General features: G+C 65.1%; 22 protein-coding genes. 13 read left to right on the top strand and 9 right to left on the bottom strand.

Features of this window, described 5'->3' with window-relative positions; genetic code table 11:
* Nucleotides 1-32: 32 nt before the first annotated feature.
* From Lysil_RS08380 to Lysil_RS08345, 8 genes are all read left to right on the top strand, one after another.
* Nucleotides 33-1,421: an anthranilate synthase component I family protein gene (locus Lysil_RS08380; protein ID WP_103075177.1), complete on the top strand. Its 1,389-nt coding sequence runs from the start codon at nucleotides 33-35 to the stop codon at nucleotides 1,419-1,421.
* Nucleotides 1,418-1,993: an anthranilate synthase component II gene (locus Lysil_RS08375; protein WP_103075176.1), complete on the top strand. Its 576-nt coding sequence runs from the start codon at nucleotides 1,418-1,420 to the stop codon at nucleotides 1,991-1,993. Before Lysil_RS08380 ends, Lysil_RS08375 begins: the two co-directional genes overlap by 4 nt.
* Entirely contained in the window at nucleotides 1,990-3,021 is a 1,032-nt protein-coding gene (trpD, locus tag Lysil_RS08370) for an anthranilate phosphoribosyltransferase (RefSeq protein ID WP_103075175.1), read from the top strand. Before Lysil_RS08375 ends, trpD begins: the two co-directional genes overlap by 4 nt.
* Entirely contained in the window at nucleotides 3,018-3,833 is an 816-nt protein-coding gene (locus Lysil_RS08365; protein WP_165782441.1) for an indole-3-glycerol-phosphate synthase, read from the top strand. The genes trpD and Lysil_RS08365 overlap by 4 nt, the downstream gene beginning before the upstream one ends.
* Nucleotides 3,830-4,444, top strand: a complete 615-nt coding sequence (locus Lysil_RS08360; RefSeq protein WP_103075173.1) for a phosphoribosylanthranilate isomerase — start codon at nucleotides 3,830-3,832, stop codon at nucleotides 4,442-4,444. The genes Lysil_RS08365 and Lysil_RS08360 overlap by 4 nt, the downstream gene beginning before the upstream one ends.
* Nucleotides 4,428-5,612: a tryptophan synthase subunit beta gene (gene trpB, locus Lysil_RS08355; protein ID WP_103075172.1), complete on the top strand. Its 1,185-nt coding sequence runs from the start codon at nucleotides 4,428-4,430 to the stop codon at nucleotides 5,610-5,612. Before Lysil_RS08360 ends, trpB begins: the two co-directional genes overlap by 17 nt.
* Complete coding sequence (gene trpA, locus Lysil_RS08350) at nucleotides 5,613-6,353, top strand: tryptophan synthase subunit alpha (RefSeq protein WP_103075171.1); 741 nt, start codon at nucleotides 5,613-5,615, stop codon at nucleotides 6,351-6,353.
* Between the two features lie 63 nt (nucleotides 6,354-6,416).
* Nucleotides 6,417-7,217 carry a carboxylesterase family protein gene (locus Lysil_RS08345; protein WP_103075170.1) on the top strand — a complete coding sequence of 267 codons (801 nt, stop codon included), beginning with the start codon at nucleotides 6,417-6,419 and terminating at the stop codon, nucleotides 7,215-7,217.
* Here the strand turns inward: Lysil_RS08345 and Lysil_RS08340 are convergent, their stop codons facing one another.
* From Lysil_RS08340 to Lysil_RS08320, 5 genes are all read right to left on the bottom strand, one after another.
* Nucleotides 7,218-8,129 carry an aspartate carbamoyltransferase catalytic subunit gene (locus Lysil_RS08340; protein WP_103075169.1) on the bottom strand — a complete coding sequence of 304 codons (912 nt, stop codon included), beginning with the start codon at nucleotides 8,127-8,129 and terminating at the stop codon, nucleotides 7,218-7,220.
* A 2-nt stretch (nucleotides 8,130-8,131) separates the two neighbouring features.
* The gene (gene ruvX, locus Lysil_RS08335; protein WP_425477170.1) at nucleotides 8,132-8,614 is read right to left on the bottom strand and encodes a Holliday junction resolvase RuvX; all 483 of its coding nucleotides are present in this window, start codon (nucleotides 8,612-8,614) and stop codon (nucleotides 8,132-8,134) included.
* Nucleotides 8,598-9,176: a YqgE/AlgH family protein gene (locus Lysil_RS08330; protein WP_103075168.1), complete on the bottom strand. Its 579-nt coding sequence runs from the start codon at nucleotides 9,174-9,176 to the stop codon at nucleotides 8,598-8,600. The genes ruvX and Lysil_RS08330 overlap by 17 nt, the downstream gene beginning before the upstream one ends.
* A 134-nt stretch (nucleotides 9,177-9,310) precedes the next feature.
* Nucleotides 9,311-10,447: a PilT/PilU family type 4a pilus ATPase gene (locus Lysil_RS08325; RefSeq protein ID WP_103075167.1), complete on the bottom strand. Its 1,137-nt coding sequence runs from the start codon at nucleotides 10,445-10,447 to the stop codon at nucleotides 9,311-9,313.
* Between the two features lie 50 nt (nucleotides 10,448-10,497).
* Nucleotides 10,498-11,535 carry a type IV pilus twitching motility protein PilT gene (locus tag Lysil_RS08320; RefSeq protein ID WP_103075166.1) on the bottom strand — a complete coding sequence of 346 codons (1,038 nt, stop codon included), beginning with the start codon at nucleotides 11,533-11,535 and terminating at the stop codon, nucleotides 10,498-10,500.
* Nucleotides 11,536-11,619: 84 nt separating this feature from the next.
* Between Lysil_RS08320 and Lysil_RS08315 the strand changes: the two genes are divergently transcribed.
* Genes Lysil_RS08315 through Lysil_RS08305 form a run of 3 tightly spaced genes read left to right on the top strand, consistent with a single transcriptional unit; the run spans nucleotide 11,620 to nucleotide 13,645 of the window.
* Complete coding sequence (locus tag Lysil_RS08315) at nucleotides 11,620-12,318, top strand: YggS family pyridoxal phosphate-dependent enzyme (RefSeq protein ID WP_103075165.1); 699 nt, start codon at nucleotides 11,620-11,622, stop codon at nucleotides 12,316-12,318.
* Between the two features lie 17 nt (nucleotides 12,319-12,335).
* A complete protein-coding gene (gene proC / locus Lysil_RS08310; protein ID WP_103075164.1) occupies nucleotides 12,336-13,169 on the top strand; it encodes a pyrroline-5-carboxylate reductase in 834 nt (277 codons plus the stop codon).
* The gene (locus tag Lysil_RS08305; protein WP_103075163.1) at nucleotides 13,166-13,645 is read left to right on the top strand and encodes a DUF4426 domain-containing protein; all 480 of its coding nucleotides are present in this window, start codon (nucleotides 13,166-13,168) and stop codon (nucleotides 13,643-13,645) included. Before proC ends, Lysil_RS08305 begins: the two co-directional genes overlap by 4 nt.
* Before the next feature lie 430 nt (nucleotides 13,646-14,075).
* On the opposite strand, the gene Lysil_RS08300 is transcribed toward Lysil_RS08305, so the two are convergent.
* Genes Lysil_RS08300 through Lysil_RS08285 form a run of 4 tightly spaced genes read right to left on the bottom strand, consistent with a single transcriptional unit; the run spans nucleotide 14,076 to nucleotide 16,175 of the window.
* Nucleotides 14,076-14,870, bottom strand: a complete 795-nt coding sequence (locus tag Lysil_RS08300; RefSeq protein ID WP_103075162.1) for a cobalamin-binding protein — start codon at nucleotides 14,868-14,870, stop codon at nucleotides 14,076-14,078.
* Complete coding sequence (gene aac(6'), locus Lysil_RS08295; RefSeq protein WP_103075161.1) at nucleotides 14,867-15,331, bottom strand: aminoglycoside 6'-N-acetyltransferase; 465 nt, start codon at nucleotides 15,329-15,331, stop codon at nucleotides 14,867-14,869. The genes Lysil_RS08300 and aac(6') overlap by 4 nt, the downstream gene beginning before the upstream one ends.
* Before the next feature lie 10 nt (nucleotides 15,332-15,341).
* Nucleotides 15,342-15,938 carry a pyridoxamine 5'-phosphate oxidase gene (gene pdxH, locus Lysil_RS08290; RefSeq protein ID WP_103075160.1) on the bottom strand — a complete coding sequence of 199 codons (597 nt, stop codon included), beginning with the start codon at nucleotides 15,936-15,938 and terminating at the stop codon, nucleotides 15,342-15,344.
* A 33-nt stretch (nucleotides 15,939-15,971) separates the two neighbouring features.
* Nucleotides 15,972-16,175 carry a dodecin family protein gene (locus Lysil_RS08285; RefSeq protein ID WP_103075159.1) on the bottom strand — a complete coding sequence of 68 codons (204 nt, stop codon included), beginning with the start codon at nucleotides 16,173-16,175 and terminating at the stop codon, nucleotides 15,972-15,974.
* Between the two features lie 107 nt (nucleotides 16,176-16,282).
* On the opposite strand from Lysil_RS08285, the gene Lysil_RS08280 reads away from it, so the two are divergent.
* The gene (locus tag Lysil_RS08280) at nucleotides 16,283-16,813 is read left to right on the top strand and encodes a shikimate kinase (protein WP_103075158.1); all 531 of its coding nucleotides are present in this window, start codon (nucleotides 16,283-16,285) and stop codon (nucleotides 16,811-16,813) included.
* Nucleotides 16,810-17,919, top strand: a complete 1,110-nt coding sequence (gene aroB, locus Lysil_RS08275) for a 3-dehydroquinate synthase (protein WP_103075157.1) — start codon at nucleotides 16,810-16,812, stop codon at nucleotides 17,917-17,919. Before Lysil_RS08280 ends, aroB begins: the two co-directional genes overlap by 4 nt.
* Nucleotides 17,920-17,940: the final 21 nt, after the last annotated feature.

Here is a 17,940-nt window from a genome sequence, read left to right as displayed (position 1 = left end):
GACCGGGCTCTTTTCATTTCCGGACCCCAAAAATGCTGCTCCGCCACCGACTCCCCGCCGATCTCATCACCCCGCTCTCCGCCTATCTGGCGCTGCGCTCCCACGGTGCCAGCCTGCTGCTGGAGTCCGCCGACCAGGGCGAACGCGTCGGTCGCCACAGCTTCGTGCTGATCCAGGGCGATGGCGAGGTCAAGATGTCGCCGCCCGCGCACGGCTGGGTGCAGGCGCTGCGCGATCTCGCCGACCCGGTGCTGGCGGACGACGGCAGCTTCGATACCGCATCGGAACTGCCACCGGGCCGCGACCGCATGCCGGTCGGTGTCGGCATCGCCGGTTATGTCGGATTCGAGGCGGTGATCGCCGACGAACCGACGCTGCAACTGCCCAAGCGCGATTCACTCGGCCTGCCGACGGTGTGGGCGCGTCGTTTCGACGCCGCGCTGGTCTTTGATCATCTCCATCAGGTCGCCGAACTACAGGTGATGGGTGAGGATGAAGCTTCGCTGCGGCAACGCCTGCTCACCCTGCGACTTGCTCTCACGCAACCAGTGCTGGCGCGTGACGATGCCGGATCGCCGCGCGTCTTCGCCACCATGCGCCGCGCCGATTACGAAGCGCATGTCCACAACGCGCAAACGCTGATCCACGACGGCGACGTCTATCAACTGGTGCCGAGCCAACGCCTGCGCATCGAACAGCCGCCGTCGCCGCTCACCGCCTATCGGCGCATGCGTCGGCTCAACCCCAGTCCCTACGGTTTCCTGCTGGAATGGGACGGATTCGCGCTCGCCGGCGCCTCGCCGGAAATGCTGGTGCGAGTGAATGGTGACGAAGCCGAAACGCTGCCGATCGCCGGCACCGTGCCGCGCGGTGACGACGATGCCGAAGACGCGACACGATTCGAGGCTTTGCGCAACGATCCCAAGGAACTCGCCGAACACCAGATGCTGGTCGATCTCGCCCGCAATGATCTCGGCCGCTGCGCCGCGCCTGGTGGCGTGCACGTGGAGAAACCGCTGGCACTGCAACGTACCAGTCACGTCTTGCATCTCACCACCACGGTGAAAGCGACATTGCGCGATGACGTCGACGCGCTCGACGTGCTCGCCTCGTGCTTCCCCGCCGGCACCGTCAGTGGCGCGCCGAAACTGCGTGCGGCCAAACGCATCGCCGAGCTGGAAGGCGACGCGCGCGGTCCCTATGCCGGTGCGCTGATCAAGCTCGGTGCCGATGGCGCGTTCGACAGTGCGTTGATCCTGCGCACCGCGGTCTACGCGAATGGACATGCCTGGCTGCAGGCGGGCGCCGGCATCGTCCGCGCCTCGGATGCGCACAAGGAATATCTCGAAACCCTGCACAAACTCGCTGCCCCCGCCGCCGCGATGGGTGTCTCGCTGAATGCCCTGGAGGGCGCGGAATGATTTTGCTGATCGATGCACTGGACAGTTTCACCTACAACCTCGTGCAGGCGTTCCAGGCGCTGGGGGAAGAAGTCGACGTCGCGCGTTTCGACCAGATCGATCTCGACGGCGTGCGTGCGCGCAATCCCGAATTTATCGTGCTGTCGCCGGGACCGGGTCATCCCACCGAATGCAAGATCCACATGGATATCGCCGCCAGTGATCTCGACATTCCGGTATTCGGCGTCTGTCTCGGCCAGCAGGCGTTGGCTGCAGGTAGTGGCGGTCGCGTCACCCATGCACGCGAACCGCTGCACGGTGAAGCGACGCCAGTAGAACACGACGGCACTGGTGTCTTCGCCGGTTTGCCGCAGCCGTTGATGGTCGGTCGTTATCACAGCCTGATCGTCGATGACGCCAGCCTGCCGCAGGAATGGGAGATCACCGCGCGCTCCACCTCGGGCGAACCGATGGCGATGGCGCATCGCACGCTGCCGCGCTGGGGCGTGCAATTCCATCCCGAAAGCATCCTCACACCCGATGGCCCGGCGCTGCTGGCCAACGTGTTGCGACTATCCGGACTCCGCACATGACCCTGCTCACTTCGCACAATCCGATCCACCCGCTGCCGGCCGATACCGCCGCCGAGCTGATGCGGATCTTCGTCGACCAGGACACCGACGCGTTGTTGGTCGGTGCCTGTCTTGCACTCCTTGCGCAACGCGATCCGAGTGCGGAGGAACTGCACGCGTTCGCATCGACATTGCTTGCTGAAGCGCAACCGTTCGATCGCGGCGATCTCGCCGTGCTCGATACTTGCGGCACCGGCGGCGACGGTGCATCCACGGCCAATCTCAGCACGCTGTCCGGCCTGTTGCTGGCGCATCTCGGCGTACCGGTCGCCAAGCATGGCAATCGCGCATCCACTTCGACCTGCGGCAGCGCCGATCTGCTGGAAGCGCTCGGCTATGACCTGTCGCGTGCGCCATCGCAATTGAAGCGCGATCTCGACGATCATCATTTTGCCTTCCTCTTCGCGCCGGCCTATCACCCGTTGCTCGGGCGATTGCGCGAAATCCGTCGCCGCCTCGGCATTCCCACCATCTTCAACCTGCTTGGCCCGCTGCTGAATCCGGCGCGCCCCGCCTATCAGGTGCTTGGTGTCGCCCGCGATACCTTGCTGGAACCGATGGCCGGCGCATTGGCGCAGGGCGGATTGCAACGCGGCTTCGTCATCCATGGCAAGAGCGCGCAGGGTGATGGCATGGACGAAGCGTCGATCGAAGGGCCGACCCGCGTGCTGGAACTGCGCGATGGCAAGGTATTGACGATGGAAGTGTTGGTGCCGCGCGATCTTGGCATCGCCGCGCCACCACGCGATGCTTTGCGTGTCGAGGATCGCGCCGAAGCGCTGGCGGTCGCACGTGGCTGCCTGCATGGTTCGACCTCTGCGGATTTCCGTCCCGCCGTCGCCGATGCAGTGGCGCTGCAGGCGGGACTCGGGTTGTTGTTGCAGCGGAACGCGCCGTTGTCGGAATTGCCGGTAGCCATGCGCGAGTGTCGCGATGTGCTGGAAAACGGCTTCGATGCACCGCTGCCGGCACAGGAGATCGCGGCGTGAGCGTGCTGCCGTCATTGCACGATGTGTTGCGCGATGCGCGGCTTCCGGCGGATTCACATCTGTCACGCGTGGTGGAAAGCGAGGCTGCTCGCATCACCGATGCAGTCATTGCGCCGGCAACGCAACGCGCGCCGAGCGGTCGCTTTGAACGCTCACTCCGCGATGCCAAGGCTGCGCATGGCGGTGCGGTGATCGCCGAATTCAAGCGCGCCTCGCCTTCATTGGGCATGTTTGCTGCAGGTCGCGACTTCGATACGCAACTGCAGGCCTATCGCGATGGCGGCGCCGCAGCGGTCTCGATCCTCGCAGAGCCCGCACTGTTTCGCGGCAGCGCAGATGAAGTTCGCGCTGGACAACGCTACGGCATGCCACGCCTCTACAAGGGTTTCGTGCTGGACGTGCGTCATCTCGATGAAGCGGCAACGATCGCGCAGGCCGACGCCGTGCTACTGATCGCGCGCATGCTCGGCAAGCACACCGCCATCTTCGCCGATGCTGCGCGCGCGCGCGGGCTTGAACCTTTGGTGGAACTGCACGAACTCGCCGAGATCCCGTTCGCGCGTGATAGCGGCGCCGCACTGATCGGCATCAACGCACGCGACCTCGCCAGCTTCGCCATCAGCACCCCAACCGCTGCGCCATTACGCGACGCCTTCCCCGATGCGGTACTGATCCGCGAGTCCGGACTCGCGGCGCCGAAGGATGCACACGCCGCATTCGCACAAGGTTTCGATGCCGCATTGATCGGTGAAGCCTTGATGCGCAGTGATAACCCGACCGCCTTCCTGCAGGAATGCAAGGTGCGTGGATGATCGCCAAGGTCTGCGGCATAACCACCAGCGAGGATGCGCGCATGGCGCTGGACGCCGGCGCCGACCTGATCGGCTTCGTGCGCCATCCGGCCAGTCCGCGTCATTGCACCGATCTTGCTGGCGCGAGTGCGGGCATCGGCGCGCGCGGTGTTCTCGTTGCGGTCGGTGACGGCATCCGGCCGATGATCGACGAAGCGAAGCGCAACGGCCTCGGCTGGGTGCAGCCGTATCTCCCCACATCACAGCGCGCTAATGCAGCAACGCATGCACACGCCGCCGGATTGAAATTGTTGCTGCCGTGGCCGGACGCCCCCGATCAACCGCCGGCCGAAGCCGATCTCTACGTATGGGAAACCGCACCAGCACAGACCGGCGTGCATGGTGGCTCCGGGCAATCGCATGCTGCACTGCATCCGCCACCGGGGCCCTTTCTTCTTGCTGGCGGCCTTGATGGCGGCAACGCGCGCGAGCGCATTAACGCGTTAATGCAAGACCAGCGCAACCAATGCCGTGGCGCCGATGCCGCATCTCGCCTCGAAGCCTCTCCCGGCCGCAAATCCCCACTGAAAGTCCAGACATTCACGAGTGCTGTCCATGCCATCCCGCTTTGAACTCCCCACCCGCTTCGGCCGCGCCGGTTTCGGCGGCTGTTATGCGCCGGAAACCTTGATGACGCCGCTGCTGGAACTGGAAAGCGCGTTCGTCGCCGCGATCAATGATCCCGCATTCCAGCGTGAACTCACCGAACAGTTGCGCGATTTCGTCGGTCGCCCGACCGCATTGACGCCGGCGCCGCGACTGGCGAAAGCCGTCGGACTCGAACATCTCTATCTCAAACGCGAAGACCAGTGCCACACCGGCGCGCACAAGATCAACAATGCCATCGCCCAGGTGCTTTTGGCTAAGCGCATGGGCAAGTACGAGGTCATCGCCGAGACCGGTGCCGGCCAGCACGGCGTCGCCACCGCCGCTGCCTGCGCACGACTCGGCCTGCCCTGCACGGTCTACATGGGTCGCACCGACATGGAACGGCAGGCGCCCAACGTCGCGCGCATGCGCATGTTCGGCGCGACGGTCGAAGCCGTCACCAGTGGCCAGGGCACGTTGAAGGAAGCGGTGAATGCCGCGCTGCGCGCCTGGGCTGCGCGCTGCGATCGTGCCCATTACGTGCTCGGTTCGGCACTCGGCCCGCACCCGTTCCCGACCATCGTGCGCAGCTTCCAGACCGTGATCGGCAACGAGGCGCGCGCGCAGATCATCGAACGTCGCGGAGCGCTGCCCGATGCGGTAATCGCCTGCGTCGGTGGCGGCAGCAACAGCTCGGGATTGATCGCGCCGTTCCTTGACGATGCCTTGCGTCGCGTCGTGGTCGAAGCCGGTGGCCATGGCACTGCGCTGGGCGAACACGCCGCGCGCGTCGGTGGCGGTCGCATCGGCGTGCTGCACGGTTGCCGCACGTTGCTGCTGCAGGACGACGCCGGCCACACTGCGGAAACCGCATCGGTGAGCGCGGGCCTCGACTATCCCGCACTCGGCCCGGAAGTCGCGGCCTGGGCCGACGAAGGTCGCGTCGATGTGTGGCGTGCCAGCGACGATGAAGCGCTCGCCGCCGCGCTGGAACTGTGTTCGCTCGAAGGCATCCTGCCGGCGCTGGAGTCGAGCCATGCGCTGGCGCGATTGCGCGATCTCGCCCGCGATGGCGCGCGTACCGTGTTGCTCGGCCTGTCCGGTCGTGGCGACAAGGACCTTTCTACCTACCGTTCGCGTCTGGAGCTCTGAATGGATCGCCTGCTTCCCTTCGTCATGGCCGGCGATCCCGCTGCCGATGCGCTCGCCGGACTGTTGCGCGCGGCGAAAGCCGCCGGCATTTCCACCATCGAAGTTGGTGTTCCCCACTCCGACCCGATCGCCGATGGCCCGGCGCTGCAAGCGGCGGCGCAACGCGCGATCGAACGCGGTATTGCCGCCGAATCCGTGCTGCGACAACTTGCAGCGATCACCGACAGCCCCGATGTCGTGCTGTTCACCTACCTCAATCCGTTGCTGCAGATCGGCAGCGATCGCCTGATCGAGCTGCTGAAGAAGACGCCGGTGCGATCACTGCTGATCGTCGATCTTCCCTTCGGCGAGGAACCGGAGTTCGAGACCACATTGCGCATAGCCGGCTATCCGATCGTGCCTTTGCTGTCGCCGACGACCTCGGTCGAACGCGCACAGCAGTTGCTTGCCGAACGACCCGATCCCGGCACCACCGCACCGTTCGCGCAACGTTTCGCCTACGTGGTCGCCCGCCTCGGCATCACCGGCGAAGGCACGCATGATTTCGCCCCGATCGCCGAACGCGTCGCGGCACTACGCACCATCACCGATCGCCCGCTGGCGGTGGGATTCGGTTTGTCGGAACCGCAAGCGCTGGAACGCATCCGTGCGATGGGTGCGACGCCGGTGGTCGGGACGGCGCTGGTGCAGGAATTGGCAAACGGAATGCCGGCAGAACAGGCCTTTCTGGCGCGCGTCTGATCCCATTTGCTACCGTTGCATCGATGCCATGCGCGCACCTGCGCCCGCGAACGGAGCCCCGCAATGCCATTGCCGATAAAACTCATGGTCTTCCTGCTCGTCGCACTCCCCTGCGTGTTGTTGAGCGCCTGCGCGAGCGCACCCAAGCGTGCCGGCGGCACCTTCCTGGAACGCAGCATCGATATCGGCGGCAAGCAGCACCGCTATCAGGTCTTCGTGCCCTCCACGCACGCCGGTGGCGGCGAACCCCCGGTGATCGTCTTCCTTCACGGCACGGGCGAACGCGGCAACGATGGCGCCAAGCCGACTCTGGTCGGCATCGGTTCCTACATCCGCGCGCACCAGGAGACGTTCCCGGCGATCGTGGTGTTTCCGCAAGCGCCGGACGATACCGAGTGGAGCGACAACGTCGATCTCGTGTTCGCGGAACTCGATGCCGCAACTCGCGAATTCCACGGCGATCGCAACCGCACCTACCTCACGGGCCTGTCGATGGGCGGTTACGGGGTGTGGGAAATGGCCCTGCACGCACCGGAGCGCTTCGCCGCACTGGTTCCGGTTTGCGGCGCGGTAAAGCCTCCCGGTGACGAGCGCGCCTTGCTGGTCACCGCCGTGGCCAAGGAAGCCGATCCGTATGCCGTCATCGCGCAACGCCTGCGTCGCACCCCGGTCTGGATCTTCCACGGCGCGAAAGATGATCAGGTCCTCCCGAATGACGACCGCAAGCTGATCGTGGCCTTCCGTGCCGCCGGCGCGACGGACGCGCACTACACCGAATTCCCTGATGCCAACCACAACAGCTGGGACCCGGCGTATTCGCGGACGCCGGAACTGTGGACTTGGCTGTTCGCGCAGAAGCGCTGATCAGCCAGCCAGCGCCGCCTCCAGCACCGCCATCCGCACCGCGACGCCATTCGCCACCTGCCGCAGGATCAACGACTGCGCGCCATCGGCGACGTCATCGCTGATCTCGACACCGCGATTCATCGGGCCCGGATGCATCACGATCGCATCCGGCTTCGCCAACGCCATCCGCGCCGCCGAGATGCCGTAATCGCGGTGGTAATCCTCCAGCGACGACACCAGTCCTTCCTGCATGCGTTCGCGCTGCAGGCGCAACGTCATCACCACATCGGCGCCAGACAGCGCATCGGCAAGGTCATCGACCACCGCGCAACCGCGCAAAGTCTCGGCATCCGGCAGCAATGACGCCGGCGCGCATACTCGAATGTCGTTCGCACCCAGCGCACGCAACGCGCACAGGTCGCTGCGCGCGACGCGCGAATGCCTGATGTCACCGACGATGGCGATGCGCAATTTCGAGAAATCGCCGCCCTTGGTCTGGCGGATGGTCAGCATGTCGAGCAGCCCTTGCGTCGGGTGCTGGCTGCGACCGTCACCAGCATTGATCAACACCGTTCCCGGCTGCACCACTTCGGACAATCGCGCGATCGCGCCATCTTCGCGATGACGGATGACGAAGCCGCGCACACCCATCGCTTCGATGTTGCGCAAGGTGTCGACATCGGTCTCGCCCTTGGTCGTCGATGACGTCGCCGCGTCGAAATTCAGCACATCGGCACCGAGACGCTGCGCCGCGCGCTGGAAACTCAGGCGCGTACGCGTCGAGGGCTCGAAGAACAAGGTGCACACCGCGATCCCGGCGAGACGGCCGCGTGCGTCCGCGCCATCGGCGAACTGCTGCGCGCGATCGAGCAGCGCATCCAGATCAGTACGCGCCATCCCTTGCAGCGTCAGCAAGTGTTTTCCCGTCATCGTCACGTCGTCGCTCCGGGCACGGCAACCGCATCATTCGGGGAGGCAATCCAGCGTTCGACGATGATCGCTGCCGCCATCGCATCGAGCACTTCGGCATCGCGACGGCGCGAGGCACCAGCCGCACGGCGTTCGGCGAACGCACCTGCGGCCTCGACCGAGCTCGACCGTTCGTCCATCATCACCACCGGACGATTGCTGCGTGTCGCGACATCGCGCGCGAACTGCTGCGCGAATTGGCGGATCGGCTGATCCTCGCCGGCCAGCGTCAACGGATCGCCCACCACCAGACCGTCGGGCAGCCATTCGCGAATCAGCTTGTCGACCGCTTTCCAGTCGACCACACCATCGTGCACATCGACCACCGCGATCGGCCGCGCGCCGCCGCTGACCGCACTGCCGACTGCGACACCGATGCGGCGCTTGCCGACATCGAAGCCGAGCACGGTGCCGTCGGTTCTGATCACGTCAGGCGCGGCCGGAATAACCGGCCATCTGGATCAGATCGACGCCGAGCCGCCCAGCCGCCGCTTGCCAGCGCGATTCCAGCGGCGTGGTGAACAGCAATTCATTGTCCGCCGGCACGGTGATCCAGCTGTTCTCGGTGATTTCCTGTTCCAGCTGGCCCGGGCCCCAACTTGCGCAACCGAGTGCCACCAGCGCGCGCTCGGGACCAGTGCCCGATGCCAACGACTCCAGCACATCGCGCGAGGTGGTCAGCGCCAAGCCGTTGCCGAGGGTGAAACTCGAATCCCAGTCCTGCTTGCCATCGTGCAGCACGAAGCCGCGCTCGGGATGCACCGGGCCGCCGGCCAGCACATGGTGCATGCGCAGGATTTCGTCGCCGGTGGTGACCTGGATCTGTTGCAGCAACTCGCCCAGCAACATGTCGGACGGCCGGTTCACCACGATGCCCATGGCGCCGTTCTGGTCGTGCTGGCAGATCAGCGCAACGGTACGGCAGAACGTGGGGTCTTCGAGGGCCGGCACCGCAATCAGCAGTTGATTGGCCAGCGAGTTCGGTCCGGTCGGGATATCACGAGGCATGGCCCCATTCTAGTGCCTCGGGCTGATCCTCGCTTGGCAATCCGCTAGGCCATTTGGGTGCAATGCAAGGAAGAGGACGCCGCCAAGGCCGTGAGCCTTGGCAAGGACGATGACGCCGCAGTGCGCCCAAATGGTCAGCGGACTTCGGAGATTTCGACTCCATCTAGCCCCTGCGCCAGCGTCTTGGCATCGCCGCCCTGCGCCAGCTTGATCTTGAGGCGCACCTCGTTCTGCGAATCGGCGAAGCGCAGCGCGTCCTCGTAGCTAATGTGGCCGCCCTGGTAGAGCTCGAACAGCGCCTGGTCGAAGGTCTTCATGCCCTGCTGGGTCGAATCCTTCATCACTTCCTTCAGCTTGTGGATCTCGCCATCGCGCAGGTAGTCCTGCACCAGCGGCGTGCCGAGCAGGATTTCCAGCGCCGCGCGCCGGCCCTTGCCATCGACCGTCGGCACCAGTTGCTGCGCGACCACGCCCTTGAGGTTCAGCGACAGGTCCATCAGCAATTGCTGGCGGCGTTCTTCCGGGAAAAAGTTGATGATGCGATCCATCGCCTGGTTGGCGTTGTTGGCATGCAGGGTGCACAGCACCAGATGGCCGGTCTCGGCGAAGGCAATCGCATGATCCATGCCCTCGCGGGTGCGTACTTCGCCGATCATGATGACGTCGGGGGCCTGGCGCAGGGTGTTCTTCAGCGCGTTCTCCCAACTGTCGGTGTCCACGCCCACTTCGCGCTGGGTGATGATGCAGCCCTCGTGGCGATGCACGAATTCGATCGGGTCCTCGATGGTGATGATGTGGCCCGAGGAATTCTTGTTGCGATAACCGACCAGCGCCGCCAGCGACGTCGATTTGCCGGAACCGGTCGCGCCAACGAACAGCACGATGCCGCGCTTGGTCATCGCCAGCGTCTTCATCACCGGCGGCAGGTTGAGTTCCTCGATGGTCGGGATCTTCATCTCGATCCGGCGCAGGACCATGCCGACCTGGTTGCGCTGGAAGAACGACGACACGCGGAAGCGCCCCACCCCGGCCAGGCCGATCGCGAAGTTGCATTCGTGGGTCTTCTCGAATTCCTCGCGCTGCATCGGATTCATCACCGACAGCACCAGGTCGCGGCTTTCCTGCGGCGTCAGCGGTTCCTGGCCGACCGGCTGCAGCTTGCCGGCGACCTTCATCGCCGGGGCCATGCCCGCAGTGATGAACAGGTCGGACGCGCGCTGCTGTGCCATCAGGCGGAGGAAATTGGTCAGGTCGGTCGGAGTAGTGGGCATCGGGGGAGCTCCGTCGGCACGCCGCGCTCACGCGCGACGCTAGGGATACATCAATCGAAAATCTTCTTGTCCTTGGCGTACTCGCGCGCTTGCATGCGCGGCACGATGTTGCGCTTGACCAGGTCCTGCAGGCACTGGTCGAGCGTCTGCATGCCTTGCGCCTGGCCAGTCTGGATCGACGAGTACATCTGCGCCACCTTGTCCTCGCGGATCAGGTTGCGGATGGCCGGCACGCCGACCATGATCTCGTGCGCGGCAACACGCCCGCCACCAACTTTCTTCAACAGCGATTGCGAGATCACCGCACGCAGCGATTCCGACAGCATCGAGCGCACCATCGGTTTTTCACCGGCGGGGAACACGTCGATGATGCGGTCGATGGTCTTGGCCGCGCTGGACGTATGCAGGGTGGCGAACACCAGGTGCCCGGTCTCCGCCGCGGTCAGCGCCAGGCGGATGGTTTCGAGATCGCGCAACTCGCCGACCAGGATGTAGTCGGGATCTTCACGCAACGCCGAACGCAGCGCCTCGTTGAAGCCGTGGGTATCACGATGCACTTCGCGCTGGTTGATCAGGCACTTCTGCGACTGGTGGACGAATTCGATCGGATCCTCGACCGAGAGGATGTGGCCGTATTCGTTCTTGTTGATGTGATCGACCATCGCCGCCAGCGTCGTCGACTTGCCGGAACCGGTCGGCCCTGTCACCAGGATCAGGCCCTGCGGCTGTTCGATCAGTTCACGGAAGATCGGCGGGCAACCAAGCTGGTCCAGGCTCAGCACTTCCGAGGGAATGGTGCGGAACACGCCGGCCGCGCCGCGGTTCTGGGTGAAGGCGTTGACGCGGAAACGCGCCAGCCCCGGGATCTCGAAGGAGAAGTCGGTTTCGAGGAACTCTTCGTAATCGCGGCGCTGCTTGTCCGACATGATGTCGTACATCAGCGCATGCACTTGCTTGTGTTCCAGCGGCGGGATGTTGATGCGGCGGACGTCACCGTCGACACGGATCATCGGCGGCAGGCCGGCCGACAAATGCAGGTCGGACGCCTTGTTCTTGACCGAAAACGCCAACAGCTCGGCAATATCCATCCCATTCCCCACAGGTTGCGAATGGGGGCACCATGTCGGGGCCCCGGCTTCCGGCATGCTACCCCGTCTTGACGAAAACTTCACATGTCGACAATTGAACAGCGTCACCACGATCTTCTCGCCAGTTTGCAGGCCGCCGCAGGCCGCCAAGGGCAACGGCTGCCGCGCCTGCTGGCGGTGAGCAAATTCCAACCGGTGGCGGCTATCGCCGCCCTGCGTGACGCCGGGCAACGGGCGTTCGGCGAGAACTACGTGCAGGAAGCCATGGCCAAGCAGCGCGAACTGGCCGACCGCGACATCGAGTGGCATCTGATTGGCCATCTCCAGACCAACAAGGCGCGCGAGGCCGCCCGCCACTTCGACTGGGTGCAGTCGGTCGATCGGCAACGACTGGTCGATGCCCTCACCCGCGAACGCCCGGCCGACCTACCGCCGCTCAACGTGCTGGTGCAGGTCAATGTGGATGATGAAACGAGCAAGTCCGGCTGCCGCATCGATGAAGCCGAAGCGCTGTGCTCGGCCATCGCCACGCACCCGAACCTCAGACTGCGTGGATTGATGGCGATTCCGGCGCCTCACCCTGACCTTGAAGTGCGTCGCACGGCGTTCCGGCGCATGCGCGCGTTGTTCGACCAATTGAAAGTCGCGCATCCCGGCATGGACACGCTTTCACTGGGCATGAGCGACGATGCCGAACTGGCGATCGCGGAAGGTTCGACCATGGTGCGGATCGGCACGGCGCTGTTCGGGCAACGGGAAAATCGTTCACACTCGGACCATTGAGAGCCACTGGAGCCACCATGCCCACTTTATCTCTTGCGTTCATCGGCGGCGGCAACATGGCGCGCAGCCTGATTGGCGGATTGATTGCGCAGGGCCGTGATCCCGCTTCCATCCACGTTGCCGAACCAATGGCCGAGCTGCGCGAGGCGTTACGCCGCGATTTCGCCGTGCATGTGCACGAGTCCGCCGAAGCGGCGGCAAAACATGCGGCGATCTGGATGCTGGCGGTCAAGCCGCAGGTAATGCCCGAGGTTTGCCGCGATCTTGCAACGACCGCATCGACGCGACGCCCGCTCGTGGTCTCGATCGCCGCCGGCATCACCAGCGCACAACTCACACGCTGGTTCGGCACGGCGCTGCCGATCGTGCGTGCAATGCCCAATACGCCGGCATTGTTGCGTGCCGGCATCACCGGGTTGTACGCCAATGCGGAGGTGACGAAGGAGCAGCACGCGCAGGCCGATGCACTGCTGCGCGCCGCCGGCCCGACGATCTGGCTGGAAGACGAAGCGTTGATGGACGCGGTCACCGCTGTTTCCGGCAGTGGCCCGGCCTATCTGTTCCTGCTCGCTGAAGCGATGCAGGCCGCCGGCGAAGCGGAAGGATTGAGCGCCGGACAGGCGAGCGTACTGGTCGCGCAGACATTGTTTGGCGCAGCACGCATGCTCGACGAAAGCCGCGAAACCGCCGCGGAATTGCGCCAGCGCGTGACCTCGCCCAAGGGCACCACCGAAGCAGCGATCAACACTTTCGAAGCAGGCGGATTCCGTGCACTGGTGAAAGACGCCATCCACGCCGCACGCATTCGTGGCGCCGAGTTGTCGGCAGCCAATGATGAGGAGCCGACATGATCGCGCGCATCTTCCTAACCACCTCGTTGCTGGTACTTGCTGCGTGCAGTGGCGGCCACCCTTCCACGCAGGCCAGCGCAGCGACGACGAACGCGAATGCAAATGCATCGGCGGAAGCGAATGTCGATGGCGTGGTGGTGCATGCTTCGGCAGCGCCAACCGCACGGCTCAATACGATTACCGCGAGTCGTTACGGAATTCCCGTCGATGGTGATGCGCTGTTGCTGCTGGTGACGGTGCGCGACAGTCATGGCGATGGCGTCCCCGCCAATGCGGTGCAGCTCACGGCGCAGTCGGCGGTGTTGCCGGATGCACCTGCGCCGCTGTCGTTGCGGGCGATCACCACGAATGGAATGACGGACTACATCGCGGTGGTGTCGGCGAAGCCGCCGGCCAGCGTGCAGTTCAAGATCGATGCGCGCAAAGGCAGCGCGACTGCGACGATGGCGTTCACGCAGGATTTGTTGCCGCGCTGAATCCTCGGCTCGCGCGGGCTGGTATGGCCGGAGCTCCTCCCACGCGCTGGCTGGGCGCGTCCCGAACGATACGAAGTCGGCTTTATCGCGCCCGGCGTGCGCCCGCTTGGGTGTCCCTCTGGCCGACACGCCGTGAATCCATCCATGGAGGCTCAGCCGCCGCATCCATGCGGCGGAATGGTCGGCCATAGGGACACACCGCGCAGGCGCTGCCGGGCGGGCAGCGTTTCGTCGTTCCGATGAAGTCACAACATGCACGTGCAGTTGCTCTTTCGCGAGCCGCCACAACACGCGCGCGGCAAGTGGGCGGTCTGCCTGATGCGCGGGCATACGAGGCAGGATGCCGAGTCGAGCCTACATGGATGTATTCACGGCGTCCCGCGCATCGGGTCTGACCGGCCACGCCAGCCAGCGCGTGCGAGGCTCTGCACTAATCCCGCCCCGCCCAGCGCTGAATGATCGCGGCGATATCCGCCACGCCATCACTGAGCGCAGCCGGCCCCGGTTGCAGGATGCGTGGCGACTTTACCTCGTGCAGTTCGCCATCGCGCACCGCCGGAATGTCCTTCCATCCGGGCCGCTGCGCGACCTTCTCCGGTCGGAAACGCTTGCCGCACCAACTGCCGAAAATGATGTCCGGTGCACGCCGCGCCACTTCCAACGGATCCTCGAGAATGCGCTGCTTCGCCAATGGTTCGATGGCGCGTTCCGGGAAAATATCGTCGCCGCCGGCAATCGCGATCAACTCACTGACCCAGCGAATGCCGCTGATCGGCGGCTCATCCCATTCCTCGAAATACACGCGCGGACGCCGCGACAACTTTGCTGATCGATTGGCGATCGCATCCAGCCCGCGCTGCAATCCATCGGCGTACTCGTTCGCCTGCTCGGCCACGCCGACCAGCGCACCGAGGCGGCGGACGTAATCGATGATGCCGTCGACGCTGCGATGGTTGGAAATCCACACCTCCACGCCACGTCGCACCAGTTCGGCGGCGATATCGGCCTGGATGTCGGAAAAGCCGACCACGAAATCCGGCTGCAACTTCAGGATCTCGTCGATCTTGGCGCTGGTGAAGGCGCTGACCTTCGGCTTCTCCTTGCGCGCCCGTGGCGGTCGCACGGTAAAGCCGCTGATGCCGACGATACGATCCTCCGCGCCGAGCGCGTACAGCACTTCGGTCGGCTCTTCCGTCAGGCAGACGATGCGACGCGGACCGATCATCCTGTCACCGGTTTGCGGAAATACACCACGCGCTCGGTTTCCTCGAATCCGCAGGCGCGGTGCGCCGCGTGCGATTCATCGGCATCGAGCATCGCATCGGAACACAACTCGTCGCGGCCCCGCGCGCGTGTCCACGCGGCGGCGGCATCGACCAGCGCACGACCGATGCCGCGACCTTGCCAGCCATCCTCGACATACCAGCCTTCGATGAAGCCGACCGGTGATGATTCCGATCCGTTGACATAGTCGTGGCGGATCGCGACTTCGATGAAGCCGAACGGTCGTCCGTCGTGATCCACCGCGAGAAATGTCGTCGCCGGACGCGCGGGATCGATCGCCGTGCGCATGTCATCGTGTTCCGCCACGATGTCGGCGCTGTCATCCCACAGTCGCGCGCGCAACGCACCCCAGGCGGCGAAGTCCGCGGGCGTTGCCGGGCGCAGGGTCCAGCCGTCGCTCACCGGCTTTCACTCATGGGTACAACTGCTCGCGATGCCAGTCGCCGCAACGATCGGCCACATAGACATCGCGGCGGTGCAGGCGGTATTCGGCGCCGTACCAGAACTCGATGCGCTCGGGCCGCACACGGAATCCGGTCCAGCGCGGCGGACGCGGCACATCGCGCCCGGCGAATTCGGCTTGCGCCTGCTCGAAACGTTGCTCGAACTCGTCGCGGTCGGCCAGCGGCTGCGATTGCCGCGACGCCCACGCACCGAGCTGGCTGTCGCGCGGACGGCTGGCGAAATAGGCATCGGCCTGCGCGTCGCCGACCAGTTCGACCGATCCTTCGATGCGCACCTGCACCGCGTCGCGCACCCGCGGCCAGAAGAACAACAGCGCTGCATGCGGATTGGCCTGCAATTCCAGGCCCTTGCGACCGTCGAGGTGGGTGTAGAACACGAAGCCGCGTTCGTCGTGCGCCTTCAGCAACACCATTCGCAGTGATGGCCGGCCGTCGAGTGCGGCGGTGGCGACGGCCATCGCGGTGGGATCGGGTTCGCCGGCCGCACCGGCTTCGGCGAACAGGCGATCGAAGGTGGCGAGCGCTTCGGCGTGGAGATCGTTCATCCCCACATTGTGGCGCAGCGCCCGCGACGTTGCTCAGTCGACGATGAAACTGACCTTCATGTTCACCCGCCACTCGGTCACGCTGCCGTTCGGCTTGGTCACCACCTTGATTTCGTTGACCCAGGCGCCCTGGATGTTCTTGACGGTCTTGCCGGTCTTGGTCAGCCCGGACTGGACGGCGTCCTCGATGCCTTTCTTGGATGAGGAAGTGATTTCGATGACCTTGGCGATGCTCATGTCGGTGCCCTTGGTTGGGGTGGTGGAACGGGTTCCCGACCGTAGGCCATGACGCGTTAGCACGGCGTGGGCGCCGGCGCTGCAGATGCGCCTGATAGCATGTCGCCATGCAGCATCGTCCCATCGCATTCATCGGCCCCATGGGCAGTGGCAAGAGCCGCGTGGCCGAGCAACTGGCACGGCGGCTTGACCGGCCCTGTCTCGATCTCGATACCGAGGTGGAACAGCGGGCCCGCCAGTCCATCGCCACGATCTTCGCCAGCGCCGGCGAGACGCGATTTCGCGAACTCGAATGCGCGGCACTGCGCGACGTGCTGGTGGACACGTCGGCCGTCATCGCGACCGGTGGTGGCGTGGTGCTGGCGGAGCGCAACCGCGACCTGCTGAAGAAACACGCGATCGTGGTCTGGTTGCAGGCCGATCTGCCGACGCGCCTGGAACGCATGCGTGACGAGCGGGCACAACGTCCGTTGCTGCATGGCGACGATCCCGCCGCGACATTGGCGAAACTCGATGCGATCCGCACGCCGCTGTATCGCGAAACAGCCGACATCATGGTGGAGACCAGCGGTTTGAACGTGGATGAAGTCACGGATCAGGTGGTGATGATGTTGCAGCAACACGAGGCGGCGGCATGATCGCTGCGACAACGGTCGAAGTCGGCGGCGGCGAGCCCTACGCCATCCACATCGGCGATGGCCTGCTGGGCGATAGCGCGTTGCTGGCGAAAACATTCCGCGGTCGCCATGCATTGATCGTCAGCGATGAACACGTCGCTCCCTTGTATGCGGAGGCCGTGGCTGCGGCATCGCGTTCGGCATGCACGAACGTGCAACTCCACATCTTGGTGCTGCCCGCCGGCGAAGCCGCCAAGACCTTCGACAATTTCACCCGTGTCATCGATGCACTGGCGACACTCGGCGCCACCCGCGACGCCTGCGTGTTCGCGCTCGGTGGCGGCGTGATCGGCGACATGGCCGGCTTCGCCGCCGCCTGCTGGATGCGCGGCATCGACTGCGTGCAACTGCCGACCTCGCTGCTGGCGATGGTCGACTCCTCGGTCGGCGGCAAGACCGCGATCGACATCCCGCAGGGGAAGAACCTGGTCGGCGCCTTCCATCCACCGCGCGCCGTCGTCATCGACACCACGACCCTGCGCACCTTGCCTCCGCGCGAACTGCGCGCCGGACTGGCCGAAGTGGTGAAGTACGGCGCGATCATCGATGGCGCTTTCATCGACTGGCTGGACGCGCATGCCGACGCGCTGCTGGCGATGGACGCGACGGCATTGTCCGCCGCCATCGCCCGCAGCTGCACGCACAAGGCCGCGATCACCGAACGCGATCCGCTGGAACACGGCGAACGCGCCCTGCTCAACTTCGGCCATACCTTCGCCCACGCCATCGAGGCCGAACAGGCGGCTCTAAATGGAGGATGGGGCGCCGGACTCAACCACGGCGAAGCGGTGGCGGTCGGGATGGTGCTGGCCGCGCGACTGTCGACTCAGCTCGGCATGGCGACGATGGACGACGCCACGCGATTGACCGCCTTGCTCAAGCGCTTCGGCCTGCCGATCCGCATCCCCGCCGGGCTCGACGCCGACGCGCTGCTGGCGCGCATGCGCCTCGACAAGAAAGCTGCGGCCGATGGCCTGCGCTTCATCCTGTGGGACAGCATCGGCCATGCCCGCGTGGTCGCCGGCGTCGACGAATCCGCCGTGTTGCAGGTGTTGCGCGCGGACTGATCGGCGGCGACGCCGTACAAT

The sequence above is a fragment of the Solilutibacter silvestris genome (genome assembly GCF_002895945.1).
GTDB lineage: Bacteria > Pseudomonadota > Gammaproteobacteria > Xanthomonadales > Xanthomonadaceae > Solilutibacter > Solilutibacter silvestris.
Note: the sequence above shows the minus strand (reverse complement) of the source record. Positions and strands in the feature narration are given on the sequence as shown.